The organism is Brevibacillus laterosporus, assembly GCF_030489605.1.
In the GTDB taxonomy this organism is placed as follows: Bacteria; Bacillota; Bacilli; order Brevibacillales; family Brevibacillaceae; genus Brevibacillus_B; species Brevibacillus_B laterosporus_E.
The window spans coordinates 30499-50592 of the sequence record NZ_JAUKFY010000019.1 but is presented as its reverse complement, the minus strand read 5'-3'; the positions used below and the strand labels follow the sequence as shown (position 1 = coordinate 50592).

General features: G+C 41.0%; 25 protein-coding genes and 1 riboswitch. Of the genes, 15 read left to right on the top strand and 10 right to left on the bottom strand.

The genetic code is table 11. From position 1 onward, the window contains the following. Positions 1 to 299 precede the first annotated feature (299 nt). Positions 300 to 641, top strand: coding sequence for a hypothetical protein (locus QZ995_RS17975; RefSeq protein ID WP_301809568.1), 342 nt, complete (start codon positions 300 to 302; stop codon positions 639 to 641). A gap of 236 nt (positions 642 to 877) precedes the next feature. Further along, positions 878 to 1708 (top strand): transglycosylase domain-containing protein, encoded by an 831-nt coding sequence (locus QZ995_RS17970; protein ID WP_301809566.1) that lies wholly within the window; start codon positions 878 to 880, stop codon positions 1706 to 1708. Between the two features lie 99 nt (positions 1709 to 1807). On the opposite strand, the gene QZ995_RS17965 is transcribed toward QZ995_RS17970, so the two are convergent. The 3 genes from QZ995_RS17965 to QZ995_RS17955 form a co-directional block, all read right to left on the bottom strand. Further along, a complete protein-coding gene (locus QZ995_RS17965; protein WP_301809564.1) occupies positions 1808 to 2122 on the bottom strand; it encodes a DMT family transporter in 315 nt (104 codons plus the stop codon). 2 nt (positions 2123 to 2124) lie between these two features. Further along, entirely contained in the window at positions 2125 to 2472 is a 348-nt protein-coding gene (locus tag QZ995_RS17960) for a DMT family transporter (RefSeq protein WP_301809563.1), read from the bottom strand. A 250-nt stretch (positions 2473 to 2722) separates the two neighbouring features. Beyond that, positions 2723 to 3310, bottom strand: a complete 588-nt coding sequence (locus tag QZ995_RS17955; RefSeq protein ID WP_301809659.1) for a TetR family transcriptional regulator — start codon at positions 3308 to 3310, stop codon at positions 2723 to 2725. Positions 3311 to 3750: 440 nt separating this feature from the next. Between QZ995_RS17955 and yhfH the strand changes: the two genes are divergently transcribed. Beyond that, a complete protein-coding gene (gene yhfH / locus QZ995_RS17950; protein ID WP_081873078.1) occupies positions 3751 to 3894 on the top strand; it encodes a protein YhfH in 144 nt (47 codons plus the stop codon). Positions 3895 to 4131: 237 nt separating this feature from the next. Beyond that, positions 4132 to 4689 (top strand): hypothetical protein, encoded by a 558-nt coding sequence (locus QZ995_RS17945; RefSeq protein WP_301809559.1) that lies wholly within the window; start codon positions 4132 to 4134, stop codon positions 4687 to 4689. Between the two features lie 133 nt (positions 4690 to 4822). Here QZ995_RS17945 and QZ995_RS17940 read toward each other — a convergent pair whose 3' ends face one another. The 3 genes from QZ995_RS17940 to QZ995_RS17930 all read right to left on the bottom strand — a co-directional run bounded on the left by QZ995_RS17940 (position 4823) and on the right by QZ995_RS17930 (position 7586). Then, positions 4823 to 6202 (bottom strand): sensor histidine kinase, encoded by a 1380-nt coding sequence (locus tag QZ995_RS17940; RefSeq protein ID WP_301809555.1) that lies wholly within the window; start codon positions 6200 to 6202, stop codon positions 4823 to 4825. A 3-nt stretch (positions 6203 to 6205) separates the two neighbouring features. Further along, positions 6206 to 6931 carry a response regulator transcription factor gene (locus QZ995_RS17935; protein WP_003335443.1) on the bottom strand — a complete coding sequence of 242 codons (726 nt, stop codon included), beginning with the start codon at positions 6929 to 6931 and terminating at the stop codon, positions 6206 to 6208. A gap of 202 nt (positions 6932 to 7133) precedes the next feature. Next, positions 7134 to 7586 (bottom strand): C40 family peptidase, encoded by a 453-nt coding sequence (locus QZ995_RS17930; protein ID WP_301809552.1) that lies wholly within the window; start codon positions 7584 to 7586, stop codon positions 7134 to 7136. Between the two features lie 6 nt (positions 7587 to 7592). Further along, positions 7593 to 7731, bottom strand: a riboswitch (cyclic di-AMP (ydaO/yuaA leader). Positions 7732 to 8103: 372 nt separating this feature from the next. On the opposite strand from QZ995_RS17930, the gene QZ995_RS17925 reads away from it, so the two are divergent. The 7 genes from QZ995_RS17925 (at position 8104) to QZ995_RS17895 (ending at position 13757) form a co-directional block, all read left to right on the top strand. Then, positions 8104 to 8535: a LiaF transmembrane domain-containing protein gene (locus tag QZ995_RS17925; protein WP_301809549.1), complete on the top strand. Its 432-nt coding sequence runs from the start codon at positions 8104 to 8106 to the stop codon at positions 8533 to 8535. Between the two features lie 44 nt (positions 8536 to 8579). After that, the gene (locus QZ995_RS17920) at positions 8580 to 9284 is read left to right on the top strand and encodes a PspA/IM30 family protein (RefSeq protein ID WP_301809547.1); all 705 of its coding nucleotides are present in this window, start codon (positions 8580 to 8582) and stop codon (positions 9282 to 9284) included. Between the two features lie 59 nt (positions 9285 to 9343). After that, positions 9344 to 9895, top strand: a complete 552-nt coding sequence (locus tag QZ995_RS17915) for a class I SAM-dependent methyltransferase (RefSeq protein ID WP_031411860.1) — start codon at positions 9344 to 9346, stop codon at positions 9893 to 9895. A 29-nt stretch (positions 9896 to 9924) separates the two neighbouring features. After that, positions 9925 to 11031, top strand: coding sequence for a cell wall-active antibiotics response protein LiaF (gene liaF, locus QZ995_RS17910; RefSeq protein ID WP_301809543.1), 1107 nt, complete (start codon positions 9925 to 9927; stop codon positions 11029 to 11031). 19 nt (positions 11032 to 11050) lie between these two features. Next, positions 11051 to 12202 (top strand): HAMP domain-containing sensor histidine kinase, encoded by a 1152-nt coding sequence (locus tag QZ995_RS17905; protein WP_437124751.1) that lies wholly within the window; start codon positions 11051 to 11053, stop codon positions 12200 to 12202. Next, entirely contained in the window at positions 12177 to 12809 is a 633-nt protein-coding gene (locus QZ995_RS17900) for a response regulator (RefSeq protein WP_301809655.1), read from the top strand. The genes QZ995_RS17905 and QZ995_RS17900 overlap by 26 nt, the downstream gene beginning before the upstream one ends. Positions 12810 to 12902: 93 nt before the next feature. Beyond that, the gene (locus QZ995_RS17895) at positions 12903 to 13757 is read left to right on the top strand and encodes a metallophosphoesterase (protein ID WP_301809537.1); all 855 of its coding nucleotides are present in this window, start codon (positions 12903 to 12905) and stop codon (positions 13755 to 13757) included. 39 nt (positions 13758 to 13796) lie between these two features. Here QZ995_RS17895 and QZ995_RS17890 read toward each other — a convergent pair whose 3' ends face one another. Both QZ995_RS17890 and QZ995_RS17885 read right to left on the bottom strand, forming a co-directional pair. After that, positions 13797 to 14438: a hypothetical protein gene (locus QZ995_RS17890; protein ID WP_301809535.1), complete on the bottom strand. Its 642-nt coding sequence runs from the start codon at positions 14436 to 14438 to the stop codon at positions 13797 to 13799. 39 nt (positions 14439 to 14477) lie between these two features. Continuing rightward, positions 14478 to 15215 (bottom strand): N-acetylmuramoyl-L-alanine amidase, encoded by a 738-nt coding sequence (locus QZ995_RS17885; RefSeq protein ID WP_301809534.1) that lies wholly within the window; start codon positions 15213 to 15215, stop codon positions 14478 to 14480. 147 nt (positions 15216 to 15362) lie between these two features. Here QZ995_RS17885 and QZ995_RS17880 point away from each other — a divergent pair, with 147 nt between their 5' ends. Next, positions 15363 to 15602, top strand: a complete 240-nt coding sequence (locus QZ995_RS17880) for a YneF family protein (RefSeq protein ID WP_003335431.1) — start codon at positions 15363 to 15365, stop codon at positions 15600 to 15602. 12 nt (positions 15603 to 15614) lie between these two features. Further along, the gene (locus tag QZ995_RS17875) at positions 15615 to 15791 is read left to right on the top strand and encodes a hypothetical protein (protein WP_022585652.1); all 177 of its coding nucleotides are present in this window, start codon (positions 15615 to 15617) and stop codon (positions 15789 to 15791) included. 123 nt (positions 15792 to 15914) lie between these two features. On the opposite strand, the gene QZ995_RS17870 is transcribed toward QZ995_RS17875, so the two are convergent. After that, complete coding sequence (locus QZ995_RS17870; protein ID WP_031411854.1) at positions 15915 to 16682, bottom strand: TSUP family transporter; 768 nt, start codon at positions 16680 to 16682, stop codon at positions 15915 to 15917. A 223-nt stretch (positions 16683 to 16905) separates the two neighbouring features. On the opposite strand from QZ995_RS17870, the gene QZ995_RS17865 reads away from it, so the two are divergent. After that, the gene (locus QZ995_RS17865) at positions 16906 to 17514 is read left to right on the top strand and encodes a superoxide dismutase (protein ID WP_301809523.1); all 609 of its coding nucleotides are present in this window, start codon (positions 16906 to 16908) and stop codon (positions 17512 to 17514) included. A gap of 532 nt (positions 17515 to 18046) precedes the next feature. Continuing rightward, positions 18047 to 18961: a cation diffusion facilitator family transporter gene (locus QZ995_RS17860; RefSeq protein WP_301809520.1), complete on the top strand. Its 915-nt coding sequence runs from the start codon at positions 18047 to 18049 to the stop codon at positions 18959 to 18961. A 50-nt stretch (positions 18962 to 19011) separates the two neighbouring features. Here QZ995_RS17860 and QZ995_RS17855 read toward each other — a convergent pair whose 3' ends face one another. Further along, a complete protein-coding gene (locus QZ995_RS17855) occupies positions 19012 to 20019 on the bottom strand; it encodes a metal-dependent hydrolase (protein WP_301809519.1) in 1008 nt (335 codons plus the stop codon). Positions 20020 to 20094: the final 75 nt, after the last annotated feature.

Below are 20094 nucleotides of genomic sequence, written 5' to 3'. Positions count from 1 at the left end.
GAGACAAACCTCTTTCTTAGAAACTACGATACACGCTACACGAAATTGTAACCGTTAGCTTCTATACTAACAAATAAAAAACAATCCACCAAGCAGAACCGAGCAGAGCAGGTATTCCCGATGAGAGATGCTGAGAAGAGAAAGGGAGCGGGTATCAGGGGATGTTTGGAAGGGGTTCTTTCAAAAACGTCTGCTTAGAAACAATTACTACTTCATAACATTCGAGCTTTTTTCTTTCCCTGTCTTCTTCATTTTTGTTATAATGGTGCTTAAGCCAATTAAGGGAGTGTTACAAAAAGATGGATGCATTGTTTGACCAATTGAAAGAATATCTAAACATGGATACAGAAATCTCTTTCCTTGAATTTGATAAGTATTATAAAGACGTATTGGTATTTTTAGATAGTGATTGGAAAAACTTGAACGAAGAAGATACCATGCGTATGATCTTCATTCTAGATAACTTAAAGGCAAACAGCGAAGAGCGCTCTAAGCGTAAAGGGAAAGAAGCAAAGAAATTCGCTAAAATTGCTGAACGCACAAATATTTGGGCTCAAGCAATGATTAAACGTATGAAAGAATTCGGTTTAAACGACGAAGAGATCGGTAAGCGTTACGAGGCAATTTACGAAGCTGTGTAGGTATACGCGCTTTGCCCGAATAGGTTATGTAAGGTCTGATTCCTTATGGGAGTCAGGCTTTTTTCTGTTATAGTACCCATTTATAAACCAAGAAACCTTACAAAAATTTAAGGTTTCTGTAAGACTTATCAATAGGTAATGGTAAGATGGTTGGACTACAATTAGCTTACAACGAGGCAAAAGTCGAAACATGTCAAAGAAAACAACGTCCTATAAGTAGAAAGGGGGCAGCAATCATGAATCATGTCCTACAAGGAACTGCGCAACCATTAAAAAAGAGCAAGCCTAAAGCCAGACGTACACGTGTACCAAAGTGGTTAGCAATATTGTTGATTGCTGCGCTTTTCTTGCAGATTATTGCATACTCTATTGTAACTATAGCTGGTTCTTATTTAATAGACCAACAGATCTTAAGTAAGACGGCAGGGAGTAGTTTAGGAGGCAAAGGTACGTATGTTGCTACAGACGAGATGCCTTCTTATCTGAAGGACGCTTTTATTGCGATTGAAGACCACCGTTACTATTACCATAAAGGAATTGATTACATTGCGTTTGGACGAGCTTTATGGATTAACACGATGTCAGAGAGCAAGCGGCAAGGCGGAAGCACGATTAGCATGCAACTAGCCAGAAATTTATTTTTAACAAATGAGAAAACCTATACACGCAAGCTAAAAGAAGCTCTCATTGCGATGAATTTAGAACGCCAATATACTAAAGATGAAATCCTGGAGATGTATTTAAACAATATCTATTTTGGTCATGGAAAATATGGAATTGAAGCAGCAGCACAATATTATTTTGGCAAAACGGTACGATTACATGATCCAAAGCTGAAAACAATTAATGAGAGTGAAGCAGCAATGCTTGCAGCTTTACCAAAAGCACCAGAAAATTATTCACCAATCAAATATCCTGATAAGGCAATGACCCGGCAACATGTGGTATTAAGCCGAATGAAAAAGCTAGGTTATATCACAGAAGAGCAGGAACAGGATTTTTTGAAGCAAAAAATAAATGTACCAGCAACAGGAAATGAACTTTCCAGAGCTGCCTCGCAGTCTTAAGCTGTCAGGCCCCTACTGGTAACTAATGTGAATTCAAATAAACAAATAGCCTTCCATGTTGGGAAGGCTATTGTTGCTTTTACTCGATAAGACTGTAGGTTAAGATACTGCTTTTAATCCAGTAACCCCGATGACAATAATGATGAGGCTTATGATACGTCCGATGCTCTTTGATTCATTGAAAAAGATCATATTTACTAGTACTGCACCGGCTGTTCCCACACCAATCCAAACAGCATAGGCTACACTTAACTGAAGATATTGAAGAGATGTGTAAAGGAGGGCAAACGATGCACCGAATCCTCCAAAGAAAAGAGCCGTATTTATCAAAGATTTATTTGTACTAAATCTTTTTAACCCTATTACTCCAATTAATTCAAATATTGCTGCTAGAAACACAAATAACCAACCCATAATTAAGCAGCTCCTTTCTCTTGTGTGTTTCCGCCTTTATTGTCTGCAAGCTTTAATGAAATTACGCCAATGACCAGAAGCCCCATAAATAGACCTTTTGCCAAGCTGAATACACCTTCAAAGATAAAAATATCCATGAGGGCGGTACCTACTGTGCCTGCTGCTGCGAAAATAGCATAAACTGTACCCGTTGGTAATGTTTCGCAAGCTTTAGAGAGTAGATAAAAATCTGCAATAATAATGACAACCACAATAGCCCAGTGCCACCATGCTGCTGCCACGTTAAAAGCATAAACCCAAAGCAATTCAAATAAACAAGTTAACATGACATAAATCCAAGCTCTATTCATAAACAATCATTCCTTTTTGTCGAATTGTAAATCACTCATTTCAAAATGATCGGTAAAGGCACAAAGTATTAGTTACGTAACCGGCTTCTTGTTCATGTACTTCTTTGCTTTTATTGTCTGTAGGTAATATTGAAATTACACGTAGAACCAATAGAACCAAGAGGAGCATAACCGTTATGCTTTATCAGTCAGAAATGAATGAATGTCAGTCATTTTGGTTTTAAAAAAAATTGGCACATACCTGATAGCTTTATTTATTTTGTAACAGTGATCGCTTGATGAAGTTGTAGGTCTCAGCCTTAACGATATCCACAGTATCATCCTGATCACGTCCTATATAAAATCGTTCAGCCGCATTCTCAACAAGGTTGATAATCATTTTTGCCATTCGCTCAATATTAATATCACTGATAATCTCGTTAGCATTTACGGCTTTGTTTAATATAACTTCAAACCAATGATAGTAGGGACGGTATATCGCTTCCCATTTTTCCATTGAATGATCGATGGCAAGACCGGAATAGCAAAGGATAATAATGTCTTTATAAGAATCGGTTATGTGAAAGGTTTCGTCAATCACAACCTCTAAGACTTCCCAAAAGTTTTCTTTCCCCTGAACCTTTTCTTTAATTCTTTCAAAAGTGGTGGTGAGAAGATTATCTGCAATGGCTGGAATTAAAGCCTTTTTAGATGAAAAATACAAATAGAAGGTTCCTTGTGCAACTCCTGCTTTTTGTACGATATTTGAAATGGAAGTCTTATCAAGTCCTTTTTCTGAAATGACGTCAATGGCAGCCTGTAAAATTTTATTGTATTTATCGTCAGAAGTGTTAGCTATAGTGATTACCTCCCTTTCAAAAATGAATGACTATCATTCATTATAAAGTAACCTTAATGTGATGTCAAAAAACAAAGACATCCATGTTAATCCATTAGGTCATGACAAAAGAAGAGGGCTGGTTCAAGAATGCTTTCGTTTAGAAGCTATACTAAACAATTAGTAAGCATGAATTCATTTATCCGTTCCTTCTGGCGGAGTAACCTGTTGTTTCCCCAGTCCTTTTCAGCACTGGATATTATTTCTTGTATTATAACAGCATAATGTAGTAAAAATAGTATTAATACAGAGAAACAAAGAGTATTCGAGAGATAGGATAACCAAATATCGGATAATCGCTGTAAAATGTGCTATAACAAGATTTTTATTTTAACTCTGTTGTAGTACAATTAAATCAGCAATTGACAATTGAAGCACGAAAACATACGGAGGCGATTTATATGGAGAAATTGACTCATTTCTTTGCTACATTGGGACCAAAACAATGTGAATGCTGTGGCCAACCGATTACAGAACAAGCCGAATCTTATATGTCCGAATGCTTGGAGTGCTCTGAAAAGAAGTACATCATCGTAGAAGCTTAATCAATTTGTTTTAAGATACTCTTTTATGGAACCCTTTCTTTTCTCCCTATACACACCCTTTATTAAGCCATTCTGCCAATCAAGCAGAGTGGCTTTTTTTTTATGGGTATACATCTTTGTTTTCGTGTATCTGCGAATGAAAAAAGGATTGAGGTCATTCATTTTTCTTTTCGTTTTACTTGCACCAACCAAAAAAACAGGGCATTCTAAGAACAGAATATGGAGAGGAGCTTTTTGATGTTTCATCCCATTATTTATGACAATATAAAGGTTGTATTAGAAGGCGCCGTTTATGATCATGATTTGGACGGCGATATTTTGGTAATAAATCGAGTAGATGCTGTTGATTTGGCTAAATTTGGACGCTATTTTCATATTCAATTTCATTTATTGTCTTCCAAGGAAGACACCAGCCAGCATAAGGTTACTGCCGAAATTCAGCTCTCAACGGAACTAGCTGATATCGCAAGTGAGCAGTTAGAGCAACCGCTCGCTGTACCGATGGGCTGTCGGATCTGCATTCATTTTGATGTATCAATGAGGGATGTACGCTACGAATCTGTTCAAGTAATAGATTTGTTAAATGAAATTTGGGGACATCGACCGCATATTACACAACAGGTCATGTTTACAATCGACGAGCATCAGGAATTTAGATGGCCGCCTGAACAATTTCAGGTCCGAATTAAACTGGATTTTCATCGGAAGATCGATGAAGGAAATATCCCTGATATAAATGAAATTGTGGCGCATTGTATTGAATCCTTGCGATTACTCGAGGAACGAGAGGCATAATCTGGGGGATAGAGTCTGCATGCAATAAACAAACAATAACACAGCTATAAAAAATACCGCATCCAAAGCAGCAGCTTGGATGCGGTATTTTTTACATTAGTTGATTATCCTGTAGGAAAAATGGTTGGTTCTCCTAATCCTGTGGTACAGGCAGATCAGGAACTGTTTTTTTCTGTTTAAGCGGAATGGTTACAGTAAAGGCGCTCCCTATACCTACCTGACTGCTTACAGTGATTTTTCCAGAATGTCGTTCAACAAGCCGCTGGCAAATTGTTAAGCCTAATCCTGTACCGCCGCTATTTCGATTACGTGATTTTTCCGCACGGTAGAATTTGGTGAAGATCTTCGATAAATCTTCTTCCGCGATACCGTCCCCTTTATCAATGACAGAGAAGCTCACTTCGTTGTTTCCCATATCACAGGTAAACAGGATACTTCCATCAGGTTTATTATAATGTATCGCGTTATTTAGCAGGTTTTCTAAAACGCGCCGTAGCTTTGGCTCATCCGCTTCCATATGTAATGAATCAGAAACGCGGAATTTACTGGAAAAGCCGATGGGACTTTGCTCCAGACGGGTGGCGTATTCCTCAGCGATGTTGCTAGCGAATGTTCGGATATGAATGCGAGTTAGGTTGAGTGGAAAGCGACCCATCAATTGATTATGGTCCTGCAGCTCATCCAATAGGTTTTCCAAATCAAGAGCCTTGTCTTCTATTTTTGCCATTTGCTTCTGTATTCGTTCTAGATCGGTAACTCGACCTGAAGCAATATAAGAGGCATATCCCTTAATTGTAGTTAAAGGTGTGCGAAAATCATGTGCAATAGCTGCCATCAATTCTTGTTGTCGTTCCTCGACAAAATTGAGCTCTTCCACCATGTCATCGAAATAGCGGAATAGTTGCCCAAATTCATCGGTAGATTGATAAGAAAAGGCAACATCTCGTTTGCCCAGCTTAATTTCCTGAGTAACACGAGAAAGCTCATTAACAGGACGTAGTATCCAACGAATGACCACAATAAATAGAATAATACCTATGAAAATTAAGCTGACATAAATATACACAATGATCATGGTAACTCCCCTAGAAGCGAGAATATCATAATCATCTGTATAAAATCGAACAACAGTCTTACCCTCTACAGGAGCACTGCGATCAATGGAATACTCTGCTATTACCTTTTTTAATCCTTTGCCTTTTGCATTATAGGCTTCGGAGGTTTTGGTGGTAATGGCATTTCCATTTTCGTCCTCTACCACAATCGTATACATCAGGTCTTCTGGTAACTGTTTCGTTAATTCTTTTAATTCATTGGGATCTTTAAACAAGGAACGACGAATCACTTCATTAAAGCTGACTCTCTCGGCCACTTCTTTTCCCAGCAAAAACTGCTCGTGGCGATCTGTTTTAAGCTGATCCACAATAATGTTTTGAAAAACAAAGCGATAGGCCAAAATATGAATCATGATGACAGCTAAAAAGGCGAGCAGTATTTTATTGCTGATTTTCACGAATTAGATACGCTCCCCAATAAAGACGTAACCAGTTCCCCATTGTGTTTTAATAAATGTACGTTCGGTTTCTAGCTTTTCGCGCAGGTTCTTAATATGTACCGTAACAGTATTAAGTGAGCCATAACCATAGCCCCATACGCGATCATAGATTTGCTCTCGGGTAAAAACAATACCCGGGTTCTCTGCTAGGAAGGTTAATAATTGAAATTCTTTTGTAGATAAATCAATTTTATTTTCTCCTACATAGACAGAGTAAGTTTCCTTATGAATTTCCAACCCTTTGAATTTTAAGATGGTGAGAGCTGAATTTCCGGCTTCCTTGTCTAGTTGTTCATTCTGGGCAGTTAATTTTCTCAACCGGTCATAGCGGCGAAGGTGAGCACGGATGCGGGCCAACAATTCTTCCGTATCAAAAGGCTTGGTGATATAGTCATCAGCACCAATTTCTAGTCCTACAACTTTATCTACTGGTTTGCCTTTTGCACTTAAGAAAATGATAGGCATTTCCCGTTCACGGCGAATTTGGGCGCATAGTTCATACCCGCTCATATGTGGCATCATAATATCAAGTAAAATGAGGTTGGGGGTTAGCCCGCTATCTAGCTTTGCAAGTGCTTCTTCTCCACTATTTGCATGAGAAACGTCAAAACCTTCATTCTCAAGAATATCTTGGAGCAGATCGACAATCTCTTGGTTATCGTCCACGACAAAAATATGATCTTTCAAGGGAGACCCTCCTAGTTTCTACGAAATGCAGTTAATTTCATCATATCATGGATAAGGGTATATGGCACAATTAAATATAAGGAAAGATATAGCCTTATCATGTGAGCTGGTACTAATTACAGTCAGAAAAAGCCAGAGACTCATGTCCCTGGCTTTTGTATAAAAAGGTTGTGCTTCTTTTTCAGCCTCAGTGAAAAAGATTTTAGTCTTCCATTTCTGGAATTGCTACACGTTTAGCGCCTACATATTTTTTGCTCCAATAGTAGGGATCGTCAAGGCTTGTCTTCGTTACTCCAATTCCTGTTTCCGAGTGAGCAAACATATTGTTTCCAATATAGATGCCTACGTGCGAGATGCTTCTTCCATTCGTGTTAAAAAACACTAAATCTCCTGGTTTTAGGTCTTCCCGATCTACTGACTCTCCAATTTCAAATTGGGCAGAAGAAGAAGCTGGAAGTTTTGCACCTAAAGCCCCAAACACGTATCCGGTAAATCCGGAGCAATCAAAACCGGAAGTAGATTTACCGGCTGCTTTGTAAGGTACGCCATACAAAGAATTGATGGTCTTGTCTAATGAGTCGGAGGATGCGAATACAGAACCTCCACCCACTGCTAGTAATGCAGTCGTTAGTATGGAACACACAAACTTACGCAACGAAAGAGCCCCTTCCTTTTAAGCCTCCGAGGTTAGCTGATGGGTTCGGTCGAAAGGTTTCCCTAAGCTGTTTTATAAGAACAGCTATTCACCCCAAAGTATGGTTCCCCCGTTTCCATTGTCTGGAACTCGGCTAATTTTCGATTTTTTTTTACACAGAGAGATTAAATTCTACTTTCGTTGCGATTCCCCTTTTTTTTTTATTAAAGTTCACTGTTTCGACATATTTTTAAGTAATCTTTTTAGAGAAAACCCGTCTTATCTATTTTTGGTAAGAGTGACATTTTCCTTCTGTTTTCTATTAGTAGCAACGGATGAAAGTTTCTGCCGTTTCCTGTTGCTTTATCTAAATTTCTTATCCATGTAATAGGGCAATCTATCTTTCCTTTTAAGGATGGACATTCTCTCCGACTCAGGGCTGAGGCGAAAACCATCCGCTCGCCCGTTATAGATTATTTCAGGGTCGACTACAATAAGGTCATGAACAACAAGCGAATGAAAAAAGGAGGGAAAACACTTGCAAGGGCAATCCGGAAAATTATTTCTGGGGCTTACGCTGATTGTCGTAGGGGTACTGGTATTGCTTGACAAACTAGGGCTAGGAATCGACAGGTTAATCCCCATGTTTATCGCAGGACTGTTAATGGTCTATGGTTGCAAAAAGGTGTTAAGCGCTGGCTCAACAGGAAATAAAGGATGGGGAATATTTGTTTTCCTCTTCGGGCTATTAATGCTCTTAAATAAATTGAGCTTGCTATTTGGTTGTTTGCTGGCAATTGCGATCATCTACTTTGGATTTAGGCTTATGAAAAGCCAGCGACATACGGCTCCGTATGAATCAACTCCACCGATGTGGGAGAGAGAATGGGCACAAGGTGTATTGCGAGAAGATAAGCTCGATCGTTGGGAAAATGAGTTAAAGAAACGCCAACATAAGGATTTGTTTTGATTACAAAAACCAAAAAATGATAAACTCTAAGGAGGAATTTTAATATGAGTATTTTTAAAAGACTGCGTGATGTAACGGTGGCTTCCGTAAATAATGCGATTGATTCCATAGAAGATCCGGTCGTTATGCTTACACAATACATGCGTGATATGGAAGCAGAGATCGGTCGAGTAGAAGTAGCGGTAGCTCGTCAGGTGGCTCAGGAGAAGAAATTCCGTCAACAATATGAAGAGGCGAATACCTTAGCAGCTAAACGCGAGCGCCAAGTGATGCTTGCTCTTACTGAAGGCGAGGACGAATTGGCTAGACGTGCTTTATTGGATCAGAAGACATACGAATCACGTGCGCTTGAATTAAAAGAATTATTGGATTCGTCTAGTAATGCTGCTCAGCAAATGCGTGAAAAATTAGCTGAACTAAAAGAAGAGTTCTATAAAATGCGTGCTAAAAAATATATGCTAATGTCCAGAGCTCAAGTAGCACGCACACAAAAACAAGTAAACTCTTATGTAACAGGCATAGGTGTTGAAAATGCGGCCCGCGGGTTCCATCGTATGGAGGAAAAAGTAATGCAGATGGAAGCGGAAGCCAGCATGAGCGGTATGTATGAGGACTCTGAATACCACCGTTCATTGAAAAAGCTGGACAAAAAAGATGAGTTAGATTATGAATTAGCAAAATTAAAGGAGAAGCTGGCAGGAAAATCCGCTGAAAATAGGGAAGAAGTAGAGTCAGCAAAAAAGAACTAGATATTATTACACACAGCAGCCCTGTCTAGGGCTGCTTTTCCCCTAGGAGGGTTTACTAGATGTCAGATTTACTTGTGTTTCTGAGACGCTTTGTCTCTCGACCGGGACAAGTAGGGAGCGTGATCCCCAGTTCGCGTTTTTTAAGTAGTCTAATGATGAAAAATGTTCCATGGGAGCAAGTAGGACATATTGCCGAATTAGGGCCAGGAACCGGTGTTTTTACACGTGCTATTCTTACACAGATGAAAAAGGATGCACGCTTTTTTATCGTGGAGCGTGACCCGCAATTCCAGCAAATGCTGCATCATCGTTTTCCTCAGGTGCCTATTTGCTCGGAGGCGGTAAGATTATCAGAGTATATGAATGAATTAAATATTCCTTCACTAGACGCTATTGTTTCCGGACTGCCATTTGCTGTTTTCCCTGAAAAGCTGCGCAGTGATATCTTAGATTGTGTGGTAGAATCACTTGAACCGGATGGGGTTTTTGTTACCTTTCAGTACTCCCTGCAGCTGAAGAATGAACTGGAATCGCGATTTTCTAAGGTGGATATTAAATTTACCCCGTTTAATATCCCGCCAGCTTTTGTATATGTATGTAAGAAAAGATAAAAATCAGTTGAGAGAGGAGTAGGCTTCGTTTGAAATTTTCTCGCGTAGAAAAAATGGTGGCAGGTGCCATTATCATCTTTGTCGGTTTAGGCCTCTTCCTCAATAATTTAGGGCTGATTTTTTTCAGCATTTTTTCCTTATGGCCTCTGCTCTTTATTTTTTGGGGGTATCGATTTTGGAAAAGAGGAAGAAAAATTACCGGTGGCATCTTATTAACCATTGGTATTCTTAATATTTTTCAGGAATGGTTTGGTATTGCCATTCACAATTTGTTCGGCTTTATTTTTTCCATGTTCTTTATTTACTATGGCATTCGATTAATACGTCGCAAAGGTCGAAATCAGAATGATTTTGGCCAAGACTTTACTTATACAGAAGAGAAGCAGCAAGAAACAACCGCTTATTCTCAATCAGCAGAAACAGCTAAGCAAGATGATCTCGACCTTGAAATGGATGCGTTGCTAAAGGAGAGACAGCGGAAAAAGGCACAAGAAAAAATGCAGGCTGATATTCAGACACAGCCTGCGAGTCAAAGCTTTTATACAGGCGAACAGAATGATCAAAAGGCAAAGAGGGAGTCCTATTCGCAGTTTGGGCCTAGAATTGAAGGCGAATGCTATTCCGGTTCTTATTATTCTGATACGGGGCCTGATGAACCAAGTTCTAATCAAGAAGGCCCGCATAGGGAACAGCGCAAATCTAGCGGTAAATCCTTTCATAAAAGCTTTGATAAGACGTTTTACGATCACGTACACATTCATAATCCTCAGGATACACGCAGCTCATTGATTGGTGATTATAAATTGATTTCTGGTCGTTTTGAGCTAAAAAATATGCGGATTTGGCAAGGGATTGGCGATGTGGTTATCGATCTTTCCCGAGCTGTCATTCCTGAAAAGGAAGGCACGCTAGTCATCAATGGCTGGATTGGAGATGTCACGATCTATGTCCCGGTCGATATGCCAGTACAGGTGATGGCAGAGGTGACTATTGGAGAATTGGAAGTGCTAGGCCATCGTCAAAATGGGATTACGCGTAAGGTGATGTTGTCCACTCATAACTACGCAGAAGCTACTGAAAAAGTAAAAATCATCATTTCGCTCTGGGTGGGCGATATTGATGTCAAGTACATCTGATGAGAGGGTGTACAGACGTATGAAACAATCCTATTCGACATTAAAAAGCATTCAATGGCAGGCGGTTCAACAAGCGCTGTTCTGGACAAACAGCACGGTGTTGACGATGTTTGGTATTTTCCTATGGATCGGTTATTTTAGCAAGGATCGTCCGGAGGTCAATGAGTGGTTGGCTAAATATCTACACGTATCGGTAAGCGTTGATTTTAGCTGGCGTATTTTCTTTTTTCAATTGATTGTAGGATTAGCAGTGGCCACAGTTGTTGGGCTAGTCAGCGGTTATATCGCTGGCAATCTGTTAAAAAAGCGTCTGCATTCCTTATGGGAGGCGACGATGAATTTAGAACGAGGTATGCTATCTTATCGGGTACCGGAATTAGGCTCGGATGAGATTGGTGAATTGGGCTGGCAGTTAAATCGACTTGCAGCTAAATGGGAGGGGCAAGTGGCATCGTTACAGCGACTCTCCACGCATAATGCAGAATTGCATGATCAGGTTAAAGCTGCCGCGGTGACAGAGGAGCGCCAGCGGCTTGCACGTGAATTGCATGATGCTGTCAGTCAGCAGTTGTTTGCTATCGCGATGACCACTGCTGCTATCAAACGGTTAATTGATAAAAATCCGAGTCGAGCGGCACAGCAGATTGAACTGGTAGAGGAAATGGCAGCAGGAGCCCAGGCGGAGATGAGAGCATTACTGTTGCATTTGCGTCCGGCTACACTACAAAACAAATCACTGGGAGAAGCGGTTGAGGAGCTACTAGAAGAGTTGAAGATCAAGCATACGTTGGATATTAATTGGGAAATCAGTAACATTGCCAATATCCCGAATGGTATTGAGGATCAGCTGTTTCGCATTCTTCAGGAAGCGCTGTCCAACTCCTTGCGTCATTCCAGGGCACATAGCATTACAGTAAAATTATTCACGCTGCAAGGACATGTACGTTTACGTATTGCGGATGATGGTATTGGCTTTGATCCAGATGGAGAAAAAATGACCTCATACGGATTGGTGTCCATGCGGGAGAGGGTTGATGAAATCGGCGGTGCACTGGAGATTTACTCATCACCAGGCAATGGCACACAGATCGAAATACGCGTCCCGTTATTGCTGGACGTACACCCAAAAGGAGTAGATGGAGAGAATGATCCGGGTATTGTTAGTAGATGATCATGAGATGGTGCGTATGGGACTCGCTTCTTATTTATCCACAGAGGATGATATAGAAGTAGTAGGAGAGGCTTCAAGCGGGGAAGAAGGGGTACGTCTGGTGGAGGAAATGCAACCGGATGTCGTACTCATGGATTTAGTCATGGAGGGCATGGGAGGCGTTGAGGCAACAAGGAAAGTTCGGGAAGTGTTGCCGCAGACAAAGGTTATTGTACTTACCAGCTTTATTGACGATGAGAAGGTATATCCGGTTATTGAAGCAGGAGCATTTAGTTATCTGTTAAAAACCTCCCGTGCATCTGAAATCGTAAAAGCTATTCGTGCCGCAGTAGACGGTGAGCCTGTATTAGAGTCACGGGTAGCCAGTAAGATCATGGCAAGGTTCCGTACAGGCGCGCAGACGCCGGCTCATCAGCAATTGACTCCCCGTGAGTTGGAGGTGCTGCTGTTAATTGGGCAGGGAAAATCGAATCAAGAGATCGCAGATGAATTAATTATTGGTATTAAAACGGTAAAGACACATGTAAGCAATGTTTTATCAAAGCTAGGTGTAGAAGATCGAACTCAAGCGGCAATATATGTCCATAAGCATCAACTGCAGCAATAAAAATAGGCAACCCATCAAAATCCGGAGCGAGTCTTCGGGTTTTTCTTTATATTACTTATCAAATAGGACTACTTAGGGTAATACTATAAGAATATGGAAAATAGTGGGGTTGGTCGCGTGAAAAAGTTTATCCCGAAGCGATCCAAATTCTTTACAGCAAATAGCGGAGTAGATGTCATCGGAGATATACATGGTTGCTATGAAGAGTTTATTGAACTGTTGTCGGTGCTCGGTTACACGTTCGATGCAAAGGATCAGCTATATAAACATCCTATGGGAAGAAAGATCTTGTCACTGGGAGATATTACAAGTAGAGGGCCTGAATCACTCAAGCTGCTTGATTTTTTTATCAAGCATATTAAAGAAGGGTTAGCTGAGATGGTAGACAGCAATCATGGCTGGAAAATTGCACGTTGGCTAGATGGGAGAAGGGTCACACTGGCGCACGGTGATGAGTTGGTGGAACAGCAATTTGCACGATACGAGGTGGAGCACGGTCCCCGACGCACTGCTCAATTTCGCTATGCTAGCTTGCAATTGCTCATGTCAGCACCATCTCATATTATTGTGAAATATCGGGGGAAAAAAGCCTTGGTTGCCGTGCATGCCGGTATTAAGGACAGTTATATTGGGGAGGATTCACCTGCTATCCAGAACTTTTGCCGATATGGAGACGTCGCAGGCTTAGGTCCAGATGGAAGGCCCATTCGCAAAGATTGGACGGTAGATCATTTATCGGATATGTTAGTCATCTGGGGGCATGACCCTCGCCCAGAGCCAGAACGCAGCGAGAGGCAGAATGCGATTAATATTGATCAAGGATGTGTATTTGGAGGGAAACTGACTGCTTATCGTTTTCCAGAAGATGAGCTTGTCAGTGTCTTGGCCAAAACCAATTATTCCGGCTTGGAGGATACTCCTCTTACACGGCATGTGAAAAAGCAATAGCTGTATCTAAAAGCGAGCAAAGTCAACTTTGGCTCGCTTTTAGACATAGTCTTCGTAGGAAGATTTTTTATCAGAGGAATCATGAGATGGATGAGCAGATACGTGAAAAGGTTCCTCGCTGGACGATTTGAAGCTGGTAGAGGGCAGGCTGTCTGGATCAGAGGAGAGGCTAGAAGAAGGGGCTGAGGCGGTGTGCAGAGGCTGGCTCAATGCGATTTCTACCGATGTTTGTTGTTCTGTGCTAGGCTTTTCTATTGGACTTTGTGCTTGTAAGGACGAAACCTGTGATTGGGATGGAGTGAATGACTGTACAGAAGGCTGAAATGCTTCCTGGTCTTCTGACGAGAGGACAAGCGTTGAGGGGTCAATATTATTCGAAAGCATCTTAGCATTTTGCTCGTGATTGCTCCAATCATTTTTGAGCTGTTGCATATGCTGGCGGGTGTTTTTCGTGGTGGAGTAAATTCCTACGGCAGCCAGTCCGGCTGTAATTCCATGCATGAGTGAATCCTTCCAGATAAATGGTACAGGACCGTATAACCAATCGTAGCCCAGCTTTAGTAGCAAAATAAATCCTAGCGTTGTCCAGGCCCTTAACTTCACAGGAATACGTAACCAGTCGGATAGAGTAGAGGTTGCCGCCATAGCGATGGCTATAATTGCACCAATGTCTAAGCTCATGGGAATGTCTCCTTTTATTTAATCATGCGAAAGCTATCATCATTTATTTATTACTTTTTCGTATAAACGGCGCAGTACAATCGCTTCTGCCCATAATGGCAAAGGTTTATCAATATTTTGCCGCCATTCTTCATTCGTCAAAATACCTTCCTGATAAAGCCAGTTAACAGCCTCTTGTTTCCAGTCATCAGGCGGTTCAGGCTTGGGTGAAGTGGTCGATGGGGGAGTATAAGGAAGATTGGTAAACTCACAAAAACCACGAACAACGGCTTCTGCCAGCTCCTTCCACTTCGTATTTAAAAACTCAGCATCTATTGGATTGTCTGCGAATCCATATTCGATTATGACCGTTTCCACATTTCCTGTGTCTCGATGCATAAAATAGTAATCAAGTTGGGGATTATTGGGGAGAGTACGCGTATAGATACGCCTTACAGGCATGCCGGCTGTCTCAATTTCCTCGAAAAGGGTGCGCGACATGGCTGAGGAGGCGTGAATAGAGTAGATTCCTTCTGCACCTCGACCGCCGCCTGAATTAACATGATTACAGAGACAATAACGGGCGCCGCTGTTGCGAACCGATGATGCACGCTGGTCGCTTTCAAGCGTTATATCTGTAGAGCGGGTAAGTAAAGCTGAAACATTTAATTCTAAAAAGCGTTGGTGCTGATAAAGGGAAATATTTAAAACGAGGTCCTTTTCTTTAAACAAGCTATTGGTTCCCCCTCCTGGATCAATGCCACCATGTCCAGGATCGATCACGACGAAAGCAGTCATTTTTCTTCACCTCGGCACAGTATATGCAGGTACTATCATAAAAAGTTATCCTCATTTCATACCGTACGACACAAATCTACATGGACAGGAAAGCTTCTTATGGTAAAATGGACGGGATAAGATATTAAAAAAGGATGGTAATGGAACATGTGGTACAACTGGGTTATTCCAATTGTTACGCTACTCTTAGGTTTAGCTGGTGGGTTCTATGGTGGAGTTCACTATCTGAAAAAGCAAGTAGCCAACATGCAAATGGATGAAAAGCAAATTCAAACCATGGCACGTTCTATGGGTATGAATTTAAATCAAAAGCAGCTAAAACAAATGAGCCGCAACATGAAAAACATGAAGATGCCGAACAAATTCCCTAAACCTAAATCAAAATAGGAGGGAAGTAGCTTGGGCTCCACGCGTATTCGCTTTATGATGTTAGGCTTTATCATTGGAGTTATACTGTTTTTTCTAAAAGATTTACCGACAGGATTTCGAATGGCAGCGCCTTTTTACGGTGCAGGTATTGGCCTATTAACGGACGGAATCATTGCCCGTATAAAGCAGCATAGGGACGGAAAATAACGGGGAGAACTGGTGCCCAATCAGCTAAAAATGCTTCAGCGATTAAACAGGAGAAAGTCAACCTGTTTTAGTAAAAAATGACGGCGTGTAACCACTAAGTGGTGCACGCCGTTTTGCTTGCTCTTATTTGATTATTAATTCATATACCATTTTTGTAATGAGAGAGACTGACACGATAAGAAACAGCGGGCGCACATAGCGAACACCAGTCATAACGGCCACACGGGCACCAATAGTCGCGCCTAAAATCATGGCCAAGCCCATAACCAATCCAGTAGAAAAAAGAACCTTTCCATTCCAGATGAATACAGCAAGTGACGAGATATTGCTGGCTAGATTGAGGATACGACCGTTGCCAGCAGCGATTACAAAGTCATACCCGAATAGTAGCACCATTAGGAAAATAAAGAAGGAGCCTGTGCCAGGACCGAAAAAACCATCATAGAAACCAATCAAAAGGGCAAATAAAATGCCCCAGCTAACCGTAAAGGTTGTGTACCCTTTAAAATTTGCTTCATGGCCAAACTTTTTGTTTAGCAGAGTATAAACAAAGATAAGACCCATCATAATAATAACTAGCGTGTTGAGAAAGCCTTGTGGAATATCTAGAACCGTTAGGGCACCTATCCAAGCACCAATTAATGAAAAGGGTGTGAGAATCAACATTAGCTTCTTATCGAATTTCCCCATGCTAATGAAGGTGATCGAACTGGTTAGGGATGAAAGGGTGCCAGCGAGCTTATTTGTTCCCAGCGCAAGATGAGGAGGAAGGCCTAACCCCAGCAAAGCAGGAAGAGAAATTAATCCGCCTCCACCAACGCAACTATCAATAAACGCAGCTAAAAATCCGATTAATGCAAGTAAAACAATGGTTGATATATCCAGTTCCATTTTAAAGTCAGACTCCTTTATGCAATTGCGAAATATTTGATAATGTACAGTTTATCATGAGTGATCGGGTTTGCAAGGGTTCTGCGTTCAGTAAATGTAGGATGGATTACCTTACTATACTTTCAATACATTTTAGTTGCATTAATCCTGTCGTTTACGCTATAATTAAGGAGTAAAGCAAGAATAAAGGACTTTTTACTTACATAAAGGAGGAGTTTTTGTAATGGCACATCAACTACCTGCACTACCATATGAGAACAATGCATTGGAACCACATTTTGATGCATTAACAATGGAAATCCACCATGATCGTCATCATGCTACTTACGTTAACAATTTAAATGCTGCTTTAGAAGGACATGCTGATCTTCAAGGTAAAAGCGTAGAAGAATTAATTTCTAATCTGGATGCACTTCCAGAAGCTATTCGCACAGCCGTACGTAACAATGGTGGCGGTCATGCGAACCATAGCTTATTCTGGGAAATCCTAAGCCCAAATGGCGGTGGAAACCCAACAGGTGCTATTGCTGATGCAATCAATGCTGCATTCGGTAGCTATGATAACTTTAAAGCTGAGTTTACAAAAGCAGCTACAGGCCGTTTCGGTTCTGGTTGGGCTTGGCTAATTGTAGACGGTGATAAAGTAGCAATCACTTCCACTCCAAACCAAGATAGCCCAATTATGGAAGGGAAAACTCCTGTTCTTGGCTTGGACGTTTGGGAGCATGCTTATTACCTGAACTACCAAAACAAACGCCCAGACTACATTAATGCTTTCTGGAACTTGATTAACTGGGACGAAGTAAACAAACGTTTCGCAGCAGCTCGCTAATATGGAATAAAAACAAAGGGTAGGCTCCTATTAGTCACATCTAATAGGTATGCTTACCCTTTTTTGTTGTAATGCTATAAAGAACAGGGGCTTACGCGTTAGTTATAAAGCATGTGACGGATTGTCAATCATTTACTAAAAATTTCCACATCAACCCATTAATTTCATTTGTTCTGCTCACATTTTTCTTATCTTTAAGATATAAATAAATCTAGAGGTTGGGTTTTGTTTCCTCGTCCCAGTATGACGAATTTTTTAGGTGATCCAATACCATGTAAGTAGTGTGTAACATCCTGAGAAAGAACTGACATAAAAACTTTAATAAAGAAACGGTTTAAGAAGCTTTCCCAAAAATCAGAGGCTCGCTTTCCTATAAGCCCAATTGTATCTAGCTTTACAAGGGTTTCCTTCATGCAAATCTTTTTCCTTATAGATGCAATCCTGCCTTTTTGCAAAAACGTTTCTCTGGACTAACACGGTTTTGGATCGTTACCATTAGAATAGAAAGTTCGGTGTGAGGAGGAAATTTACTGTGGAAAGTGTAGAAGGGAGTTCCAAGCTCCTGAAATACAAAAAGGGAAGCAGAGCCATTAAGATTAGCATCTTTCTTTATTTGATCCTGTCTGTAAGCAAGATTCTGGCTGGTATGTTTGCACAGTCTGAGGCATTGACAGCAGATGGATGGAATAACGTATCAGATGTGTTGGCGTCTATTGCCCTGATGATCGGTATGTATATTTCCCAGAAACCAGCTGATCACAATCATCGATATGGACATTTTCGTGCAGAAACGACAGCAGCCCTATTAGCGGCTTTTATGATGGCAGTTGTAGGGATCGATGTCTTAAAGGATGCTTTTATGAAATTATGGAGACCAGAAGCACAAGTAATGGCTCCTGATCCCTTATCTATGTATGTAGCTTTTGGCGGTGCCCTTATTCTATATCTCTTATCTCTTTACAATATGGCTGTTGGTAAAGAAACAGATAATCTGGCAGTTATGGCTGCTGCTTATGATAATCGAAGTGATGCAATTATCAGTATTGGAACATTAATTGGTATTGGCACAGCTCGGTTGGGCTGGCTATGGGCAGATGCTTTAGTGGCACTCATCGTCGGTTTACTCATAATCAAGACGGCATATGTGGTAGGAAAACAGGCTGTTGACAGCCTGATGGATGCCTTTGAAGAAGATAAATGGCAGGCGATTCATGATCGTATTATGGAAGTGAATGGCGTTAGCCGTGTGACTGATTTACGGGCTCGTTACCATGGAAGCGCTGTTCATGTTGATTGCATTATTGAAGTGCCTTCATCGTTAACTGTAGCAGAAAGTCATGATGTTACGGATAGAATTGAAGATTATTTGAAAGGCTTTAATGGAATTGAACGGATGTTGATTCATGTAGAACCAGCTTCTCGTAGACCGAATAAATCTCGAACATAGAATGCGTCAAAAGAAAAAAAGCTCCTCACGAAGAAGGAGCTTTTTTCTTGTTAATTGACCTGTATCTCTTTTTGGGGATTTAATTTTTTGGTTAACTGGTCTTCACTGTGGTGAATCCAGCCTACGAACGAATCACGAATTTGTTTATTTTGATCTAAATAGACGACAGCTACCAACATATAGTGGGATTTACCCATATGCTTAGCTCGATAACGTAAATCCTTCCATTTGACTTCATAGCCAAAAGAGCGTTGTTTAACTTCTGCATGAACATGGTGGGTAAAGGAAAGAAACGCTTGCACCTTTTTATCCTGTCTCGTGAGGGTAATAAGCTCAGGTTCTTCTTTTGGAATCGGGAAAATATCAAGCACCAATGGTTCGGAGCCTTGATGCAGCTCTCCTACATACCATTGCTGTGTTGTTTTCACCACAAATGTCCAGTTACTCCACGAATAGGTAGGGATTAGCGTATATTCTCCTTTTAGCCCCAATGAGGATTGCAGATAGGCTAGCTCACGTGCATGTACCCGATATCTTTTTACATAATAAAGGGCAATAAATAGGTAGATAACCAGGAACAGTTTACCAGGCTCAGCACCAGCCGCCCATAATAGCAGCCCGATGATGTGCAAGGCAAAGATCAGCGGATCAAAGATAAACATGGTGCCAAGGGCTACCCATTTTCGATTAAAGGGACGTAGTGCTTGTGTTCCATAGGAGTTAAATATATCGACAAAAACGTGTAAAAAGACAGCAAAGAATGTCCAACCGAGTAAATGCCCCCAGTGCTCTTGCGGAATGAAATATTGGATAAGTCCACAAATGGAGAGTGTCCAAATAAAAATAGCGGGTATCGAATGAGAAGCTCCCCGATGGTTGCGGATATATGTTGCATTACCCAGTAGACGAGTGAATCCATCAAAATCGGGTGCTTGTTGACCGATGACTGTTCCAATCATTACCGCTTTAGCTAAACCCGGATCGCTTGCTACTACAGGATCTAGATGAGCAAGGGCAGCTAAACCAAAACCGATTGCAAAATGCGTGGCAGTATCCACTAGAAGATTTCTCCTTTCGCACGGGGATAGTGGAAAAATTATGGCACAACTAACGTAATTCTTCAATCCTTTCTA